Origin of the sequence: Vibrio profundum (genome assembly GCF_050337555.1) — a bacterium.
In the GTDB taxonomy this organism is placed as follows: domain Bacteria; phylum Pseudomonadota; class Gammaproteobacteria; order Enterobacterales; family Vibrionaceae; genus Vibrio; species Vibrio profundum.
This window is the reverse complement of the sequence record NZ_JAKJTA010000021.1, coordinates 14,006-30,148: the sequence shown is the minus strand read 5'-3', so window position 1 is coordinate 30,148 and position 16,143 is coordinate 14,006. Positions and strand designations below refer to the sequence as shown.

General features: G+C 44.6%; 18 protein-coding genes. 10 read left to right on the top strand and 8 right to left on the bottom strand.

Annotation, left to right across the window (positions count from 1 at the left end):
• Nucleotides 1-87 precede the first annotated feature (87 nt).
• The gene (locus tag L4C34_RS17245; RefSeq protein ID WP_428790579.1) at nt 88-432 is read left to right on the top strand and encodes a DMT family transporter; all 345 of its coding nucleotides are present in this window, start codon (nt 88-90) and stop codon (nt 430-432) included.
• Between the two features lie 235 nt (nt 433-667).
• Here L4C34_RS17245 and L4C34_RS17240 read toward each other — a convergent pair whose 3' ends face one another.
• Together L4C34_RS17240 and L4C34_RS17235 are read right to left on the bottom strand one after the other, a co-directional pair.
• Nucleotides 668-2,059 carry a diguanylate cyclase domain-containing protein gene (locus L4C34_RS17240; protein ID WP_428790578.1) on the bottom strand — a complete coding sequence of 464 codons (1,392 nt, stop codon included), beginning with the start codon at nt 2,057-2,059 and terminating at the stop codon, nt 668-670.
• Nucleotides 2,060-2,363: 304 nt separating this feature from the next.
• Nucleotides 2,364-3,599, bottom strand: coding sequence for an amino acid permease (locus L4C34_RS17235; protein ID WP_428790577.1), 1,236 nt, complete (start codon nt 3,597-3,599; stop codon nt 2,364-2,366).
• A gap of 233 nt (nt 3,600-3,832) precedes the next feature.
• Here L4C34_RS17235 and L4C34_RS17230 point away from each other — a divergent pair, with 233 nt between their 5' ends.
• Together L4C34_RS17230 and L4C34_RS17225 are read left to right on the top strand one after the other, a co-directional pair.
• Nucleotides 3,833-4,351, top strand: coding sequence for a cell envelope integrity TolA family protein (locus L4C34_RS17230; RefSeq protein ID WP_428790576.1), 519 nt, complete (start codon nt 3,833-3,835; stop codon nt 4,349-4,351).
• Between the two features lie 186 nt (nt 4,352-4,537).
• A complete protein-coding gene (locus L4C34_RS17225) occupies nt 4,538-4,951 on the top strand; it encodes a hypothetical protein (RefSeq protein WP_428790575.1) in 414 nt (137 codons plus the stop codon).
• Between the two features lie 234 nt (nt 4,952-5,185).
• Here L4C34_RS17225 and L4C34_RS17220 read toward each other — a convergent pair whose 3' ends face one another.
• From L4C34_RS17220 to L4C34_RS17205, 4 genes are all read right to left on the bottom strand, one after another.
• Nucleotides 5,186-6,310 carry a M14 family metallopeptidase gene (locus tag L4C34_RS17220; RefSeq protein ID WP_428790574.1) on the bottom strand — a complete coding sequence of 375 codons (1,125 nt, stop codon included), beginning with the start codon at nt 6,308-6,310 and terminating at the stop codon, nt 5,186-5,188.
• Nucleotides 6,311-6,534: 224 nt separating this feature from the next.
• Nucleotides 6,535-7,542 (bottom strand): substrate-binding domain-containing protein, encoded by a 1,008-nt coding sequence (locus tag L4C34_RS17215; protein ID WP_428790573.1) that lies wholly within the window; start codon nt 7,540-7,542, stop codon nt 6,535-6,537.
• Nucleotides 7,543-7,917: 375 nt separating this feature from the next.
• Complete coding sequence (locus tag L4C34_RS17210) at nt 7,918-8,271, bottom strand: DOPA 4,5-dioxygenase family protein (RefSeq protein WP_428790572.1); 354 nt, start codon at nt 8,269-8,271, stop codon at nt 7,918-7,920.
• A gap of 31 nt (nt 8,272-8,302) precedes the next feature.
• Entirely contained in the window at nt 8,303-9,289 is a 987-nt protein-coding gene (locus L4C34_RS17205; protein WP_428790571.1) for a bile acid:sodium symporter family protein, read from the bottom strand.
• 79 nt (nt 9,290-9,368) lie between these two features.
• Here L4C34_RS17205 and L4C34_RS17200 point away from each other — a divergent pair, with 79 nt between their 5' ends.
• Nucleotides 9,369-10,175: an AraC family transcriptional regulator gene (locus L4C34_RS17200; protein ID WP_428790570.1), complete on the top strand. Its 807-nt coding sequence runs from the start codon at nt 9,369-9,371 to the stop codon at nt 10,173-10,175.
• A gap of 113 nt (nt 10,176-10,288) precedes the next feature.
• Here the strand turns inward: L4C34_RS17200 and L4C34_RS17195 are convergent, their stop codons facing one another.
• Entirely contained in the window at nt 10,289-11,062 is a 774-nt protein-coding gene (locus L4C34_RS17195; RefSeq protein ID WP_428790569.1) for a class I SAM-dependent methyltransferase, read from the bottom strand.
• Nucleotides 11,063-11,210: 148 nt separating this feature from the next.
• Between L4C34_RS17195 and L4C34_RS17190 the strand changes: the two genes are divergently transcribed.
• Together L4C34_RS17190 and L4C34_RS17185 are read left to right on the top strand one after the other, a co-directional pair.
• On the top strand, nt 11,211-11,621 hold the full coding sequence (locus L4C34_RS17190) for a hypothetical protein (protein WP_428790568.1): 411 nt from the start codon (nt 11,211-11,213) through the stop codon (nt 11,619-11,621).
• Between the two features lie 64 nt (nt 11,622-11,685).
• The gene (locus L4C34_RS17185; protein ID WP_428790567.1) at nt 11,686-12,438 is read left to right on the top strand and encodes a substrate-binding periplasmic protein; all 753 of its coding nucleotides are present in this window, start codon (nt 11,686-11,688) and stop codon (nt 12,436-12,438) included.
• 135 nt (nt 12,439-12,573) lie between these two features.
• Here the strand turns inward: L4C34_RS17185 and L4C34_RS17180 are convergent, their stop codons facing one another.
• Nucleotides 12,574-12,720, bottom strand: coding sequence for a hypothetical protein (locus tag L4C34_RS17180; RefSeq protein WP_428790566.1), 147 nt, complete (start codon nt 12,718-12,720; stop codon nt 12,574-12,576).
• 236 nt (nt 12,721-12,956) lie between these two features.
• Between L4C34_RS17180 and L4C34_RS17175 the strand changes: the two genes are divergently transcribed.
• The 4 genes from L4C34_RS17175 (at nt 12,957) to L4C34_RS17160 (ending at nt 16,089) form a co-directional block, all read left to right on the top strand.
• On the top strand, nt 12,957-14,000 hold the full coding sequence (locus tag L4C34_RS17175) for a DUF3187 family protein (protein ID WP_428790565.1): 1,044 nt from the start codon (nt 12,957-12,959) through the stop codon (nt 13,998-14,000).
• 91 nt (nt 14,001-14,091) lie between these two features.
• A complete protein-coding gene (locus tag L4C34_RS17170; RefSeq protein WP_428790564.1) occupies nt 14,092-14,850 on the top strand; it encodes a PilZ domain-containing protein in 759 nt (252 codons plus the stop codon).
• A 160-nt stretch (nt 14,851-15,010) separates the two neighbouring features.
• Entirely contained in the window at nt 15,011-15,313 is a 303-nt protein-coding gene (locus L4C34_RS17165; RefSeq protein WP_428790563.1) for a PTS fructose transporter subunit IIB, read from the top strand.
• The gene (locus tag L4C34_RS17160; RefSeq protein ID WP_428790562.1) at nt 15,235-16,089 is read left to right on the top strand and encodes a PTS sugar transporter subunit IIA; all 855 of its coding nucleotides are present in this window, start codon (nt 15,235-15,237) and stop codon (nt 16,087-16,089) included. Before L4C34_RS17165 ends, L4C34_RS17160 begins: the two co-directional genes overlap by 79 nt.
• Nucleotides 16,090-16,143: the final 54 nt, after the last annotated feature.

Sequence of the window (16,143 nt, the reverse complement as noted above, 5' to 3'; positions counted from 1 at the left end):
TGATGGTCTGCGACTGCAAATCATCCACAATTACCGCTGGCTTACAGTCATGAATAACCAAACACTAAAGTCTAATAGGAGAAGACTATGTTCGGTACTTTGCCTCCATTTGCGACCCTGATTGTCGCGATTACTTGTGAGGTTTTCGCCACCTCATGGTTGCCAAAAACAGATAAATTCACGCACCTTTTACCTACGCTCGCTGTGGCTACTGCCTATGCGATTGCATTTTATGCGTTATCGCTCACGATTGAGTCTATGCCGCTTGGCATTGCCTATGCAATTTGGTGTGGAACCGGAATTGTGTTAGTCGCGAGTATTAGCTGGTTGCTCTACGGGCAGGCGCTCGATGGCTATGCTTTGCTTGGTATTAGCTTAATTGTGATGGGCACAATTGTCATCAACGTATTTTCTAAGTCCGTCGGAAATTAGGGGCGAGAGCCTTCTTTCTTTTCTGCGCTAGGCTCTATGACCTAGCGCATTTTTGTGTCTTTTAGGTTTTTTAACAGGCCCGATAACGGTATTTTTGGTAATCCATATGTTTTGGTAACTGATATGATTTTGGTGGTCGATACATTCCCAGTGGCCCATATGTCATTGATGTTTAGCATATTGTTAGTTTCGAGTGTGTTGCTGGTTTCGTGCATGTAGCTGGTGCGCCAATAGATTAGTGCACGGCTTCCGACAAAATCGGTTGTTCAGGGCTTTGCTTTTTACTGGCTTTTTTGTCTCGGTACATATTTTGGTCTGCTTCCGCCAATAGCTCAGTGAGTGTTGTTTTTTGACCATCATAATGTACCCAACCAATACTGAATGTTGGCTGGATAATAGTTTGATGCCATTGCAATTGGTTATCTGTGAAGGTGTTACGCAGCTTTTGGATAATATTGGCAATCAAGTCGGCATCTGGCAGGTCTTGCAACACGACGACGAATTCATCCCCTCCAAAGCGAGCCACTCTATCGCTGGTACGCACACTCTTGACGAGCATTTTTGCCACATATTTGAGCAGAAAGTCGCCAGCTTCATGGCCAAGCGTGTCGTTCACTTCTTTAAAATCATTGATATCAATATTTAATATGGCAAATGACATGCTGCGATCAGTTTTGCTTAAGAGTTGAGATAGGTAGCCGAGAATAAAGCGTCGATTCGGCAGTTTGGTTAACTCATCGTGCATGGAATCTCGGTGTGCGTATTGATAATTTCGGACCAATAAAGCCAGTGAAATATAGATCAAGATAGCCGAAAATATGGAGATAGATCGCACTAAAAAGCTAGTGGCAGCGATTTCTGGGGTATGGTTGAGTTGATAATCGGCGGCCAGTAACCATTTCCCGCTGGGCAAGTTGATCGGGTAGATCAGATCGGGGTGCGAGAAAATAAGGGGTTCTCCATGAAACACTTTTCCTTCTTTACCATCTATTTCTCGTTTTCGCATGGCGATATTCGCCCCTTGGATACTTAACAAACCGGAGCTTCTTAAGAGTTCGTCATAATCCATAACAACGCTGACACTTCCCCAATAGTGTTTGTTGATAGGAAAATCTGAGAAAATTGGATAGCGCGCAATAATACCCTTGCCCCCCTGCACTAAGCTGATTGGCCCAGAGATGTGTACGGTTTGTAATTGCTTTGCTAGCATCAATGCCGTGTATTGCTCAGGGCGTTTGGCGAAGTTTAACCCCAGTGCCTGCTCGTTCCCTTCTCGCGGATAAACGTGAGTAATAATACTGTCTTGAATGATACTCACATTTCTTACGTAACGAGCTTTGAGCAGCAGCTTGCTTGCAATGAGTGTCCAGTTGGAAATCGTGAAATTTGGGTCGATAGTGAGCACGGTGGCGAGACTATCGCCCAAGTAGGTGTCGGTAAAGATGGCCGCTTCCATTTTTGATCGAGCGAGAGACAGTTTTCTTTGAATGCGTTCTTCACTGTTACGAATGGTTTGAGCAACGAAAAGTTCGGTTAACGTGTTGATGGCGAAAAATACCACGACCACATAAGCCAAAGAAATGGCAACAAATAGCAATTTCCTGTTGTGGTTATAAGTGGTATACATAATGCCTCAGCATGCCTGTCGCTCAACGTGGCGAGTTGCTCTTACCTTTTCGTGGTGATGAGTATGTGTCGTCGCCTTAATTCAATTCAGTTCAAACGTCGTATACCCTTAATGCCTTTGGGTAACTATGTATTTACCATTGTAGCCCAGATTACTTTTGGCAAGTCGGCATGGCGGCGGCTTCTTAATTTTGAGACCGTAAACAGGATAAATAGGGGAGTAAGGCGAGCCCAGTGATCTGAGCCCGCATTTGTTTGGTTGTGGTTATAGGTATGAAGTTATGGTTATCGGTGTGAGGTTGTAGTTATAGCGTCGGCAACATATTGAGGCTAGCCATAAAGCCCAATATGACAAGAGCCACACCAAATAAAGCCAATACAGCAAGTAATGGGTAGCCGCCAAAGACTTGATAGTTGCTTGAGCTTGCTTGCCGGCTTGTACGTCGGCGAATTGACCAAACCATGGCCACGGGGATAATCAACAGTAAGAGAGCTTGCAAACCGGCAGCATACTCCAGAGCACTTTGAAACAAAGCAGGCATAAACAGAGCGACCAATAGCGGTGGCAGGTAGGTAATAGCAATGCTGAGTTTTTTATCACGACCCGTTTGCTTCAATTTACACAAATCTCGCATGTAATCATGCAGTGCCAGTGTTAATGACAGGAATGTGGTCATTACAGCAACGTTGGTGAAGATAGCCATCATGGTGCTGCTTAGGTGCACGGTAGAGTGGTTGCCTAGCATCACGAATAAGTCGCCGACATCGTTGGCGGAATGGTTCGACAAAAAGCTGGTAAAGCTAGCCGAACCAAAGCGCGGCATGATTCCCAATATAACGACTAGCCACAGCATGTAGATGAGTAGTGGGATAAAACTACCGATGATAATGGCTTTGCGGATTTCTTTGATATCACGGCCCAAGTAATTGAACATACTTGGGACCATGATTTGTAACCCGAATGAGAAAAATAGAATGGGTACGGCAACCCATAGATATGGGATGGTGTGTGTGATGTCAAATAGATTGCTCGCGCGCACATCTGGCATCAGAAGCGCAGCCAGTACAATAAAACAGATTCCCTTGGTGGAGAGCAAGAGACGGTTACTGATATCAACGGCTCGATGTCCTTTATACACGATACTACCCAGTATGAGGGTAAAGGCACTTGCGGCTAGCCATTTAGGTAGGTGTATGCCTGTTTGAGACAAAATTGCGCTGAGTATCGATGCTCCGCCGCTGGTATACGCTGCCGCGACTGAATAAAGCAAAACGATATAAGCGAGCATACCGATAATTTGACCGGCGCGGCCTAATGTAAGCCCATACATTGAATCGAAGTTCAGCTGTTTTTCAGGGTAGGCTGCGAGTACTTCGACAATTAGCAGCGACGCAATCATCGAAACAAACCAACATAGCGAAATGACGATGGCGGTGGCGACAAAGCCTAGCCCAGCGGTAGAAAGGGGCAGCGCTAAAATGCCAGCGCCAACACAGTTGCCTGTGAATATAAGACTGCATCCGAGTGTTTTGGATTTCATTGTGGAATAACTCTGGAAAAATGGTGGTTTCTTTGCAGCGAATGATTTGAAGTATTCGACCAAAATGTTATGGGTTGTGTATTACCCAACGCAAAAATCGGTGTTTTATTGTTGCTACGGGTAAACTGACCCAAGGAAAGGTTGGGTTGGTCTGTTGTTGCTTTTCTTCATCTCGTGGAAGCAGTATATTCTAAGGCCGATCAAATGAAAACTGGCATTTTCAGGAGCCTTGAATGAAACGAGCTGATCTTGCTCATATGTGTCCTACTTGGTTAAAGAAGGGCAAGGGAGCCTTTGCACTACTGGCTGCTTTATTATTGAGTAGCTGCGCCGACCAAAGTAACGTGACACAACCCAACACGGTGCCGGCTTCAGCTCCTCGCGTAGCATCTCAACAGCCATCGGTTGCTCCTGAATTGGTCTTGCCGGAGGTCAGCGAAGTGGCGCAGCTTCTTCGGCGGCGCATTAGCGATCACCTCTATCTTCCTGAGTCCTATATTGGACTTCAGGCAATGGTGGAGATTCGCATTAATCGCGATACCCAACTTACCTTTTTTAAGATTGTGAATAGCAGTGGAAACGTAGATTTTGACAACAGGGTGAAATTGGCGGTGTTTAAAAGCTTTCCTATTCCTGCGGTAGCGCCTTTACCAAAGCTGGCTTATCAGCAGCTCAAAGAGATTCATTTGAAAATTGCCCCGGAAAAAGCACCGTCTCAAGAGGGATTGAAGCCAGTCGGCACCACCAAGTAGTTAAAGTGCGTAAGCCAACTGCAGTGTGTTCTCTTTTGATTCAATTAAACTTAGCCAAATTTATCGGAATTTTCTTGCTTCAATTCAAGTGCCGAATTTGCTACTTGGTTACAGAGTGGCCTTTTCTCAACGAGTAGAGTGGACAGTACCTATACTAGATAAATAACCAGAAGTTGAGCGTTTTTCATGACTAAGAATCGGAATATCCATGGCGCATACCTACTTGAAGTTCGCGGAAGAATGATCATTGTCACTGCTGAAGCCTCTTGGAATGAAGAGTGCACGAGAGTTTTTAGTAGTGAGCTAAAGGCCATCGTTGAAACATTTTCTGGTGAGAGGTGGGGCATGTTCATGGACTTAAGACAATGGGAGCTCATGACACCTGAATGCTGGACTCTTATCAACGAGTTGAGAGAATGGTTCTTCGAGAGAGATTACAGTGTCGAAGCGATATTAACCAAAAGGGTTACCCAATCCGGTATAGTAGACAAAGAGCGCGTGACTACATCATTACTGAAAATTAAGGCTTTTACCGATTACGACGCAGCTCTTTCGTGGATTTGCGATGAACTTGATGTACTGGGTATTCCTTATTCGTAATACCTAGGTATATAGCCTGTGGTAGAAAGAAAAAGTGTAGATCACTATCTAGCTATAACGAGTAGAGTTTTAAGTTAAATAGAATAATGTTTGATTATTTTAGGGCTTGTAGCTCATCTAATAAGAAGAGATGCTTGTCTAAAAATGAGTGAAAAAAATCCGGTGCTACGTTGCACCGGATTTTTTATTTAAGCGAGAATTAACTCGATAGCCGCTTGAGTCAAACTCAACCGCTTATAGTTCACCAACGGTTGCCCAAACTGCTGCTAGCATATCGTGGCCGAATGCAGTGCTGCGATCTGGAGACCAGCCGTAGAGCTCATCAGCATGGCTGATGTGATCTTTAAACGGCATCTCAACGGTGTAAGACAAGCACTTAAATTGCTCCCCAACCCAGTTAGAGCCGACAGTTAAGTTAGCTTTGCCCGGTTCATCTTTGTCGTAACCGATTTCATCTTGGAATTCAGGCGTAATAGTTAACAATGCTTGTTTGAAGTGATTCTCCAAATGAGCGATACGCGCATCGTATGAAGGGATACCTTCACCACCTGCAACAAAGTTATATGGGATAGCTTCATCGCCATGGATATCTAAGAACATATCGACACCTGTTGCCAACATGCGCTCTCTGACAAGATATACTTCAGGGCTGCGATCCATCGATGGTGTTTGCCATTCACGGTTTAGGTTTACGCCAATGCCATTGGTGCGAAGGTGGCCGCGAATGCTGCCGTCTGGGTTCATGTTCGGCACGACACGAATAACGACTTTGTCGAGTAATGAACGGCCAACCGTATCAGTCTCATCAAGCAAGCGTAGCAGCAAGCCTTCGATAAACCATTCGGCCATCGTTTCACCAGGGTGCTGACGCCCAATTACCCAAATATTTTTCTTTTCAGGACTTGGTTCACCAATGGTTAGTAGGCTGATGTCGTTGTTGTCGAGTGTGTGCCCTAGAGTTTCTAGTTTACACGCAGGGTGTGTTTGAGCGCTGTGCAATAGATCTTGATGGCGATCGTATGAATACGGAGCGAAATAAGCAAAGTACATTGAGTCATGCTCGGGAATGATATCAAACGTCAGCGCATTGCCATCAAACTTCGCAGGGATGCGGAACCACTCTTCGCGATCATAAGAAGCGACCACATCGTAATCCGTCCAACCTTCTGGGTAGGCCGATGTTGCCAATTCACTGATTGTGAAATGGTGTGGCTGTTGTGCTTCACTTTCTAGACGGAAATGGAACCATTGCGAAATTTTTGTTTGGTTATCCGCAGGAATAGTCAGTTGAATGTTTTGTGGTGACTCTGCTGAAACGACGTGAATGTTGCCGCTTTCGAAATTGCTGAAAATTCTCATTGTAGTTGTTATCTCGTAGTTGAGTTGCTGCAAGAGCGTTGAGTTGCCGCAAGATTAGCATATTTTTTTTCGAGAAAACCACTTACTCATATTGGAATGAACGGTTATTTCAACTGCTGATGATGCTAAAGAGGCCACTGTGGCGGAAACTCAAGGGGTTCCGCCAGATTAGTATGCCATCTCAATACTCGTTGTGTCTGATGTTAGAACATACTTTTGATCAATCATTGCCCGACACTTTTCATCACTGAATCGCGTTTAACTACAGTGGGGGAGAAGCGAAGGGTGTCGTATTCGGTTTGAGCTTCATTAGCAAGTTGTAAGGCAATATGCGTCGCTTTTTCGGCCATCATTTGAATGGGGTAGCGCACCGTGGTGAGTTTTGGGTGGACGTAGCGCGCGATTAAACTGTCATCAAAACCCACGATAGAGAGTTGTTCAGGTATTTGCAGGCCGTTTTCATTCGCAATAGAGAGTGCGCCAGCGGCCATGTTGTCGTTGTAGGCAACAACGGCGGTCATATCGACGGACTTGGTGAGCAAACTGGTCATGGCTTGCTCACCTCCTTCACAATCGGGGGAACCGAAATCGACATAGCTTTTCGGCAGCTCGATTCCGTATTTATTCAATGCTGCCAAATAACCTCGGCGGCGTTGTTCAACATCTTCAATAGTGTGGTTAGAACAGATAAAGGCAATCTTGGAGTGGCCATGGCGAATTAGAAACTCAGTGGCTAAGAACGCGCCTTTAAAATTATCTAATGACACACATCGCTCGGCGAGCGCTTCAATATGGCGATTGATAAGCACCATACTTTTCACTTCTTTGCCGTAGGCAATGAGCTCTTCATCCGTGAGCCCTTTAGAATGAATGATCAGTGCGTCACAGCGGTTGTTGATCAGTAGCTCTATCGCATCTCGTTCTTCTTTCGCGTTATGGTAGCCATTGCCAATCAGCGTATGTTTACCATTTTCATGGGCAATTTTGTCAACGGCTTTGATTAAGGTGCCGAAAAACGGGTCGGAAACATCGCCGACTAGAACTCCAACCGTATTGGTATTTTGGCTGACTAGGGCTTTAGCCGCAGCATTTGGCCGGTAGCCTAGTTTTCGCATCGCTTTACCGACGGATTCAAAAGCCGATTGACTGGCTTTAGGGGAATTATTAATGACGCGAGAGACAGTGGCGATTGATACCCCAGCTTCCTTAGCGACGTCTTTAATCGTTGACATGATTGACCTCGTAACATAAATGAGGACGTGCTTCACCACAGAGTCGGGTTGCAATAATTCACTATCTGAATTGGTAACAGTAGGAGAGGGCGAACTTGAGCTTGAAAAACACGAACTAAATTAACTCGCTAATTGTAACCGTTTTCACATAATTCGGCTGAGCGAGGATGTTTTTTTGAGATCTATCGCAATGTTATTTTTTGGGAGTACAGGTGGAGCGTATTTGCAGCTATGACATCGGAATATTTGAAAATGAATAAAATCTAGAGTTGAAAACGTTTACATTCGCCTGATGGCAATTAGCAAACGTTTTCTTATTTCACTTCGCAAAAGAAGCCAAGGCAGGATTGCCGCTGCGAGACTAGCGCAAGCCTGTTAGCTTGTTGGACGTTTGAAGTCAGCAAGATCTAATTCAATGGATTGACCTAACCAGCAGGCAAACTGTGTGTGGTCGATGTAATCATCGCCAGTTGATGCATGAATCAACACCGATAGTTCCTGGTGATGCTTGTCCAGCCAATCGGTGAAAAAATCAAAGGTTTGCCGAGTGAACAGCACCATAAAGCTCCATTTTGGATGTGGGCCGACCAATTTTTGGTGGAAACGACCGACTTCTAGATGAAGCTCTTCGGCGATTTTTGTCCTCAGAGCCCATGCCGCATCAGAAGATTGTTCGTCAAAATAGATATGGGCGTGGTAGTAGTCGTGGCTATTGGTAATAAGGCTCATAGTCTTCCTGAATTATTGTTATTGGTACAGATTACTCATTGGTTGCGGCGCGGCTTGCATATCGGTTGGCCAAAATAGCGCAGTAAAATATCTGCATCGGGTGATAGAGCATGATGGGCAGCAGTATCATCCCCAAATGAGGGTTAGTGGCAAAAATCACTTTGGCCATCGGCACACCTGCCGCGAGCGTTTTTTTCGTTCCACAGAATAACGCAGAAATTTCATCCTCGGTATTGAAATGGCACCGTTTTGCTAACCAAGGAATCAAATTAGAGACCAATATCAACACGACAGCACATACCGCGATGGCGAGAAACAGCGACGTTAAGGTAAATTCTGACCAAATATGCTGAGCAACCGAGTTGCTGAACACATTAAAGACGATCATGATGATCACCAGTTTGTCGATTTTATTGACGATGGATTTATGGCGCTCTAAGGTCGAAACCAGTAGTGGTCGACACAGCTGGCCGACTATCATTGGAATCAGCAACATTTTCGCAATAGACATAACGGTCGCCATAATATCCACGTGCGCATTTCCCGTCTCCATAAATAGCTGAACAAATAGCGGCGTTAAAAATACGCCTAAAATACTCGACAGAGAAGCATTAAATATTGCACCAGAAATATTGCCTTTGGCGACACTAGTCATCGCAACAGAGGAGGAAATGGTGCTTGGTAAAGCGAATAGATAGCAAAAGCCAAACGCCAATGCTGCGGGGAAGATGGCCAGCAGCCCATGACCAAACAACAGCCACAAAACTGGATAGAGAATAAAGGTCATCGATTGAATCAGCAGGTGTAAGCGCCAGTGGCTGATGCCACTTTTTATTGCTTTGGGCGATAAGCCTATCCCATGTAAAAAGAAGATCAGCGCGATGCCTAAACTGGTTAACGTATTGAGGTGTAAGGTTCCGTTATTTTTTCCGACATCAGGAATGAGAGTGGCGAATACAATCGCCAAAACCATACCGGCTAAAAACCATTCTTTTTGCAGTGTTTTGATGATGCGCATTAGAGATCCTACAGTTGGTTCGAACTTGGGTATAGGTTACTCTGACCAGAGTATCTCACAACCGATAAGAAGACAGTTTATGTCGAATAAAGGACAAATTCGGCCTGTTCCCCGCATTAAAGCTTTACCTAAGCCTGTCTACGCTCGGCCGGAGAGCTGGGGGAGCGAGGGCAGTATTACTGAGTGGCACACGCATACTTGGGGGCAGTTTAGCTATGTCTCGTTTGGAGTGCTGCATGTCGATACTGCACAGGTGAGTTATGTCTCTCCCCCAAGCTATGGCATTTGGATTCCGGCGAACGTTGAGCATAAAGTTAGCTCTCACGTTGCAGCAGAGATGCGCAGCTTATACATCGATACTTTGTTGCTAGACGGCGAACGATGGACGTCTCCTTTTATTTGCACTGTCACGCCTTTGTGCCGAGAATTGATTGTCCGATTTTGCCAAAACCCAGTTGATTACCAAGTGGCCTCAAAGGAGGCGAGGTTGGTTGATATTCTGCTCGATGAGCTACGTGCGCAGCCCAGTGTTGCTTTGGAACTTCCTCAGGCAAACGATCCGAGAGTTGTACAAATTTGTCGTTTGTTGCGTTCTAATCCAAATAACGGACAGGATATCAATCAATTGGGAAGTGTCGTGGGCTTATCTGGCCGCAGTGTTAGCCGCTTGTTTAAGCGACAAACCGGGCTTACCTTTCAGCAATGGCGACAACGGCTACGTTTATCTTTAGCGCTCACTTGGTTGGAAGCGGGCAAATCAGTGACAGAAGTGGCGATGGACTGCGGCTATGATTCATTGTCCGCTTTTGTTGTGGCTTTTAAGCAGCACTTTGGTCAAACGCCGGGGAACATGTTTAAACTGCAGAAAAGCAGTGCTGATTCCTAATATTGAATAGGTGCTAGCGAGCGCCTATGGAGTGTGCTTGTTGTTGAGATCTAGGGTGCATTGAGATTATCGTGCTGAGAGTATAGTTCTAAAAACGATTGGCTCGATGATAATTACATCAATTTTCCGACTCTCGTCTCTACTGGCCAGCTGACTTTATACCTAGTGTCATGGGATCCCCACATTTTCAATAGTTCACTTTTGAAGTTCGTTAGTATATTTTCCGAATTTAGCCTACGCGCCTCCGATGCAGCTGACCAAGTGTCGATATAACCCGTAAACTCTTCATAATTCCACCACAGCTCAATATCTGGAATATCAGTGGCTAATTCATGAAATGGGAAAGCGAGACTTTTATAGCCTTGTTCAACATGAGCTCTAGCAGGTGGCCAAAATTGATGTATATCTTGCCAATAAAATTGATTGAACAGAGCTTCCATTGGGCCCGCTATATTAGGTACGCCGTAAGTGATAAGAGCAATGACCCCACCCGGACGAATGACACGGGTTACCTCACCATAAAATTCATCAAGGTTGAACCAATGCGCTGCCTGAGCCACAGTGACTAGGTCAACACTTTGATTTGAGCATGAGATCTGCTCTGCTGGCTCACATTTGTAGTCTATTGAACCATATTTCACAGCGTTAGAGATCTGCGCTTGGCTCGGGTCGGTGGCAGTCACGTGATCAAAATAGTTGGCAAGGAGTACAGAGAGCTGTCCGGTTCCACACCCTACATCCAGAGCATGAGAAGTGTGGGTGCAATACTTAACTAATGTATCCATTAAAGCTGTTGGATATGTTGGCCTCCTTGCTTGGTAGTTGTCGCCACTTTCTAAAAAATAATTATCAGGGGTATCACTTGATGCATGGTTTGATTGGCTCATAGGGTGTATTTGTCCTTATGCAAAGTGTCTGAGTGAAACGAGAGTGTTCAACAGATATCATCAGACGTTTAATGATCCTGTCAGATTCCGTAAGTTGAACAACTTTACTGACTATACTGACGTAATGGAAATTTAAGTTATGTAGAGCATGATGACCCAGCGAAATATTCACGGCGAATGGACAATGAGTGTTGAGGATCGTTTAGTTCGTTCAAAGGTATCTGGATCGACGAATAAAGAATTGAGTTTAGCGTGGCTTAAAGATCTTAAAACGCATTTATCATTCTCTTCAGAACGCGAGCTAGAACCGTGGGTTTTACTATTAGATTGCCGAGAATGGGTGGGGGCATCGCAAGATGCTTGGGAAACCAATAATCGTAATACAGATTGGATGGCTGATAATCATTGTATATTTGAAGCCATAGTGTTACCCGGAAAAATGCAGCTGTTTGCTGCTGAAACTGAGCTGAACGATCAAAGTATCATTCATTATTTTTTTAGTTATGGTGATGCTCTTCAAGCTTGTCTTGATCAGCTAACAGAGCTGCATCACCAGTAATCTTAAGCGAAAGTCACACGATATGGATTGTTCGAGTGATAGGGTGCTGCTTAGGGATCGTGTAATGAGAAACAAGCTAGTATTTGGGGCTTTGCTGTTTTGTTCCTGGAGTGGCGCAGCTGAAACAATAAACGCAGTTTGCCCAGAGAAAACGGTGCCATTTTGCTATCCGCATGATGGGGAAAATATTGGATTAGTGGTGGATGTATACCAAGAGATTGGTCGTCGATTAGGGAAGGAAGTGGCGGTTCATCCTGCTCCTTTCAAGCGCATGCTGCAATATCTTCAATCTGGCAAATATAACTTGGCTGGGCCTTTTAACTACAGCGATGAACGAGCGCAGTATGCTCACTATTTGCATCAGCCTATTTTTACCATGCGGTTTATTGTCTATGGCTATAAAGGCAGTTATTTCCCAGTGAATTCCATCATGGATATTTACGGGAAAAAAGTGGGTGTTCGTCGAGGGTTTCATATCACCGATGCGTATACCAAAGCCGTGGCTGAAAATCGGCTAGATGTTGCGTTGGCAAATTCTGATGATCAGCTGCTAGCCATGCTAATAAAAGGAAGAGTCCAGTTTATTGTTACCCCTCAGTACACGGTTCTAGGCAACTCGGATCGTTTGTCCGATCAATTTGTAGAATATGGAGAATTACCGACCAAGAGAAACACCCATCTAATGATCTCGGTACGCAAAGGGAGCTCATTGGATAAAATCTATTATGAGAAGCTGAACCAAACGTTAATCGAGATGCAAAAAGATGGCACTTTGGAACGTATCTCCAAGAAATATAAAGTATGGGTCGACCATTAATAATATAGCGAAAGTCTACTTTGTGAGCGATTAGCACACACTGTTTCATGTCGATCTTTTGGGTATCAGGCTGAGAGCTTCGTGGTAAAGTTGTTGACATGTTTAAGGCCCTCCTCTGGCTCCAGTTTTCATTGGTTATGCAAAATTATCCGCCACTTTCGACATTAATTTAGCCATAACTTTGATTTCATCTTCATCCATCCCTTCAACCATTCTTTGGGCGATGACCATTTCGGGTTCTGCCGTTTTCTCCAATAGCGTCTTACCTAAGTCAGTCAGCACTAGTGACTGACTTCGTTTGTCTTGCGGAGTACCTTGCTTGCATATCAGCAGTCGCGAATGGTTTGATGAAAAAAGCGAAAAATATATTGATTTGAGTTACGAATCACAGTTGAAGCTGGTGGGGCAATTGATTTTTTGGAGTTATCGCAGAAGTCCGACCTACACTCTAAGAATATGGGAAGTAGAGAGTTTTTGCGCATAGTTGTGTTTTTGCTCATAGATGTGAAGGTTGACGGATGGCTTCAAGGACGAGTATTCAAGTTTTGTGTCGATATGCTACATGGACGTTATTTCTTACCCCAAGTACTTTATGGGCGGATATAGGGGTAAAGTGTGATGAGAGCCAAGGTGATATATCTTGTCCTGAAGATCGTGCCCACTCTTCTCCATTTCGAACCTATCCTGCTTCTCCGATGCAAGCTTTGTCGCTCACTACCCAGTTACGCTCCGCTGAGACGGTTAAACAAACGGAAGTGTTTATGGTTGCGAGCGCCGCGAGTGTTTGGGCGCGTAGTGCCGAACTGGAATTGGATTACTATCAAAACCAAGTGCTAACAGGGATCCAGTGGCAAATAGCAGATCGATTGAGCGCTGAGGTGCAGTATCAATATTCTTGGGCGGGCAATAACCACTTAGATCCAATCACAGTGGATTTTCACGATTGGGTTGGCTTAGAGCAAAATGGTCGGCTAGAAGAAGGTAACAACCAATATAATATCGACAGCAATACTTATAACCTGCATATCAATGATTTTGAAAACGATACGATGCTGAGTGCCGTTCATGGTTATTTGCAATGGCAGGTACTCGATATTGGTGCGCATGCTTTGGCGCTTGGTGGCAGTTTGTATTACAACAAAGTTAACGATTCGGCGTTTGCGGCATCAAGCTTTGAGCAAGGAATCCAGGTTAATTATTCCTACATAAGAGAGAGAAGTGTCATCTTTTCCACATTGGGCGGGACGATTCGTTCAACCAATGACGATGTATTCGGGCAATTACCGACTAAGCGCTTCACTGGTGCTTGGGCGCTAGGCTATGGTTATAAGATATTTGATAATCATGAGCTAATGCTGGAATACCACGGTTATGAGGGGACGTTGGAAGATGATAGTGAACTTTCTAAAGCATCTCAGGAAGTTGTACTAGGGTACCGATACTATTTGCAGAACTTCGCACAATTTGAGCTCTCTGCTACAGAAAACATCTATAATATGGATAATTCTACCGACATCGTGTTTAGTGCCGGACTGCGTTTATTTTTAGCCGAAAAACACTAGGGCGATGATTTTTCGTTAGCCTTCAAATCATGTGTTGGGTAACGAAATATTAAAACTAAAAAAAATCAATAACTAACTAAGGATGGCTAGAATGACTCAGTTAGCTAATAGCCAAGCTACACCCCAATCAGGGAGCGGTAATCAGACCCGCGATACGACTGACAAAGAGGTGCTTAATGAGAGTAATGTTCTCAGTGGAGAAGATGCATTTATTCAAGTAGCTCCGATGAGTGAATTGGCCTATAACATCAGCACGCCTACCGGAAAGGTGCTGCGCTGCCGTTCGAAATACATTGGGATGCACTCCAATAATTTGGTGTTGATTGAAAGCCCAGTGGTCACTCCACAAGAGTTTGCGGTGTTTTTCCAGCGCGGTTTCCCTATCAAAGCTTGCGCAATTTCACAGAAGGGTGAAGGGGCAAGGATCTATTTTAAAAGTAAAATTGAGTATGTGATTCAAGCTGGGCTCAATAGCATTGTGATTGTATCTTTACCCAGTGCAACTCAAGTTGACTATGGCTTGCGCTCAGAAGCACGATTAGAAATTTGTCTGGAAGGTATTTTAGATCCGACAGAACGCAAGCACTTATGTGAGGTGCGTGATATTTCCGCCAGTGGATGTCAAATCGTCGCCAGCCGCACCGCACAAGAATATAAAGTGGGTGATGCGGTGGAATTACAGATCCTCTCGGATAATAGCCCAGTGGTGCAAGGCGTCATCAAAAACAAAAAGCGTTCAAGCCAGTATTGGAAATATGGACTATTGTTCGATGATTTAAGTAATGAAACGGTTGCCGAGCTACTGGACAAGCTCCGCTTTGATGAAGCTCAGCATAGATTTTTGCTTTAATTCTCTTACTAATCTTACTTAGAAAGCTTTACAGAGTGTGATTCTGTGGAGCTTTCGTCGTTTTTGGCACCCGGATGCATTGGAATTGAAATTGGACAATGCATCTGGCATTTTCTGGGTATAGAATGCCGCTACTTAATGTCAGTTTACCAAAAATCATATGAAAATTATCGCGGTGACAGCTTGCCCAACGGGTATCGCACACACATATATGGCAGCCGATGCGCTGAAAAAGGAAGCACAAAAGCAACAAATGTGCGTAAAAGTAGAGACCCAAGGCGCAATGGGAATAGAGAATGCGCTGAGTGCACATGATATCGCACAAAGTGATTTGGTTTTGATTGCATCGGATGTTGAGATCGAGCAAAGAGAGCGTTTCTCTTCATGCAAAGTGATGCAAGTGTCGATAGAAGATGTGCTGACGAATGTCGGCGCAGTATTAGCGCGCTGCCAATTGGCATGATTGCTAGCCGGATTACGTTTTGCATCGGTTCACAAGGGGTGCCAGGATGGCAGCTGAATGAATTGAAAGCCTTGTCTGGGATGTTCCGTTCGGTGATTGTGCTGACGAACATTAGCCAAGGAAAGCAGGCCAATCTTGAAAATAGCTTACAAATACTAAGCTTGAAAAACTGTGTTGATGACCTCTGTCAGGTGGTCATTGAAGGTTTGGATGCCGAGCTTGCTTGCATGGTCTTAAGTGAATACTTCTCAGAAAATCATTACTTGATCTCCACCACTCATAGCAAAAAAAGGCGAGATGAAAGTGCTTTGTTTAAAAGATCGCCGCTCACGCTCAATGTACCTGTTCGCTGGGGATTTTTTTCAACGTATCAAACTCGCGGCTTACGTAAAGAGGGACTGCTCCGGCAAGCGGCTGAGTGCCTACCAGCCGATCAATCTTCAGTATTAGATGCCCTCTTGGCGCGAGAAGCCATATCTTCGACGTCAATAGGTAAACGGCTTGCCCTGCCACATGTGATGAACCCTAATATTGATAGGCTGACTTTAGTCGTGCACAGAGTCCGACACTCGTTAAAGTGGGCAGAGCACCGAGCATCCCCTCACCTTATATTAACCCTCTTACTCCCCTCAGTTCATGATAGAGAAATGCTATTAGCTTGCACTCGGCTAACGCGTTGGTTATTAATCGAAGATAACCAAAAACTATTAATAGTCAACGACGATTATCTCGTTAAAATAATCGCGACTCACGTTATGTGCCACTATCATCCATAATCTGTATTAATAAGTAGAATACAGGACTTAGGTGATATGATTTGTATGAAAAAC

Bases quoted from the DNA above. Each gene is read 5' to 3' on its own strand.
- L4C34_RS17245 (WP_428790579.1), top strand. From the start codon at position 88: ATGTTCGGTACTTTGCCTCCATTTGCGACCCTGATTGTCGCGATTACT.
- L4C34_RS17240 (WP_428790578.1), bottom strand. From the start codon at position 2,059: ATGTATACCACTTATAACCACAACAGGAAATTGCTATTTGTTGCCATT.
- L4C34_RS17235 (WP_428790577.1), bottom strand. From the start codon at position 3,599: ATGAAATCCAAAACACTCGGATGCAGTCTTATATTCACAGGCAACTGT.
- L4C34_RS17230 (WP_428790576.1), top strand. From the start codon at position 3,833: ATGAAACGAGCTGATCTTGCTCATATGTGTCCTACTTGGTTAAAGAAG.
- L4C34_RS17225 (WP_428790575.1), top strand. From the start codon at position 4,538: ATGACTAAGAATCGGAATATCCATGGCGCATACCTACTTGAAGTTCGC.
- L4C34_RS17220 (WP_428790574.1), bottom strand. From the start codon at position 6,310: ATGAGAATTTTCAGCAATTTCGAAAGCGGCAACATTCACGTCGTTTCA.
- L4C34_RS17215 (WP_428790573.1), bottom strand. From the start codon at position 7,542: ATGTCAACGATTAAAGACGTCGCTAAGGAAGCTGGGGTATCAATCGCC.
- L4C34_RS17210 (WP_428790572.1), bottom strand. From the start codon at position 8,271: ATGAGCCTTATTACCAATAGCCACGACTACTACCACGCCCATATCTAT.
- L4C34_RS17205 (WP_428790571.1), bottom strand. From the start codon at position 9,289: ATGCGCATCATCAAAACACTGCAAAAAGAATGGTTTTTAGCCGGTATG.
- L4C34_RS17200 (WP_428790570.1), top strand. From the start codon at position 9,369: ATGTCGAATAAAGGACAAATTCGGCCTGTTCCCCGCATTAAAGCTTTA.
- L4C34_RS17195 (WP_428790569.1), bottom strand. From the start codon at position 11,062: ATGAGCCAATCAAACCATGCATCAAGTGATACCCCTGATAATTATTTT.
- L4C34_RS17190 (WP_428790568.1), top strand. From the start codon at position 11,211: ATGATGACCCAGCGAAATATTCACGGCGAATGGACAATGAGTGTTGAG.
- L4C34_RS17185 (WP_428790567.1), top strand. From the start codon at position 11,686: ATGAGAAACAAGCTAGTATTTGGGGCTTTGCTGTTTTGTTCCTGGAGT.
- L4C34_RS17175 (WP_428790565.1), top strand. From the start codon at position 12,957: ATGGCTTCAAGGACGAGTATTCAAGTTTTGTGTCGATATGCTACATGG.
- L4C34_RS17170 (WP_428790564.1), top strand. From the start codon at position 14,092: ATGACTCAGTTAGCTAATAGCCAAGCTACACCCCAATCAGGGAGCGGT.
- L4C34_RS17165 (WP_428790563.1), top strand. From the start codon at position 15,011: ATGAAAATTATCGCGGTGACAGCTTGCCCAACGGGTATCGCACACACA.
- L4C34_RS17160 (WP_428790562.1), top strand. From the start codon at position 15,235: ATGCAAAGTGATGCAAGTGTCGATAGAAGATGTGCTGACGAATGTCGG.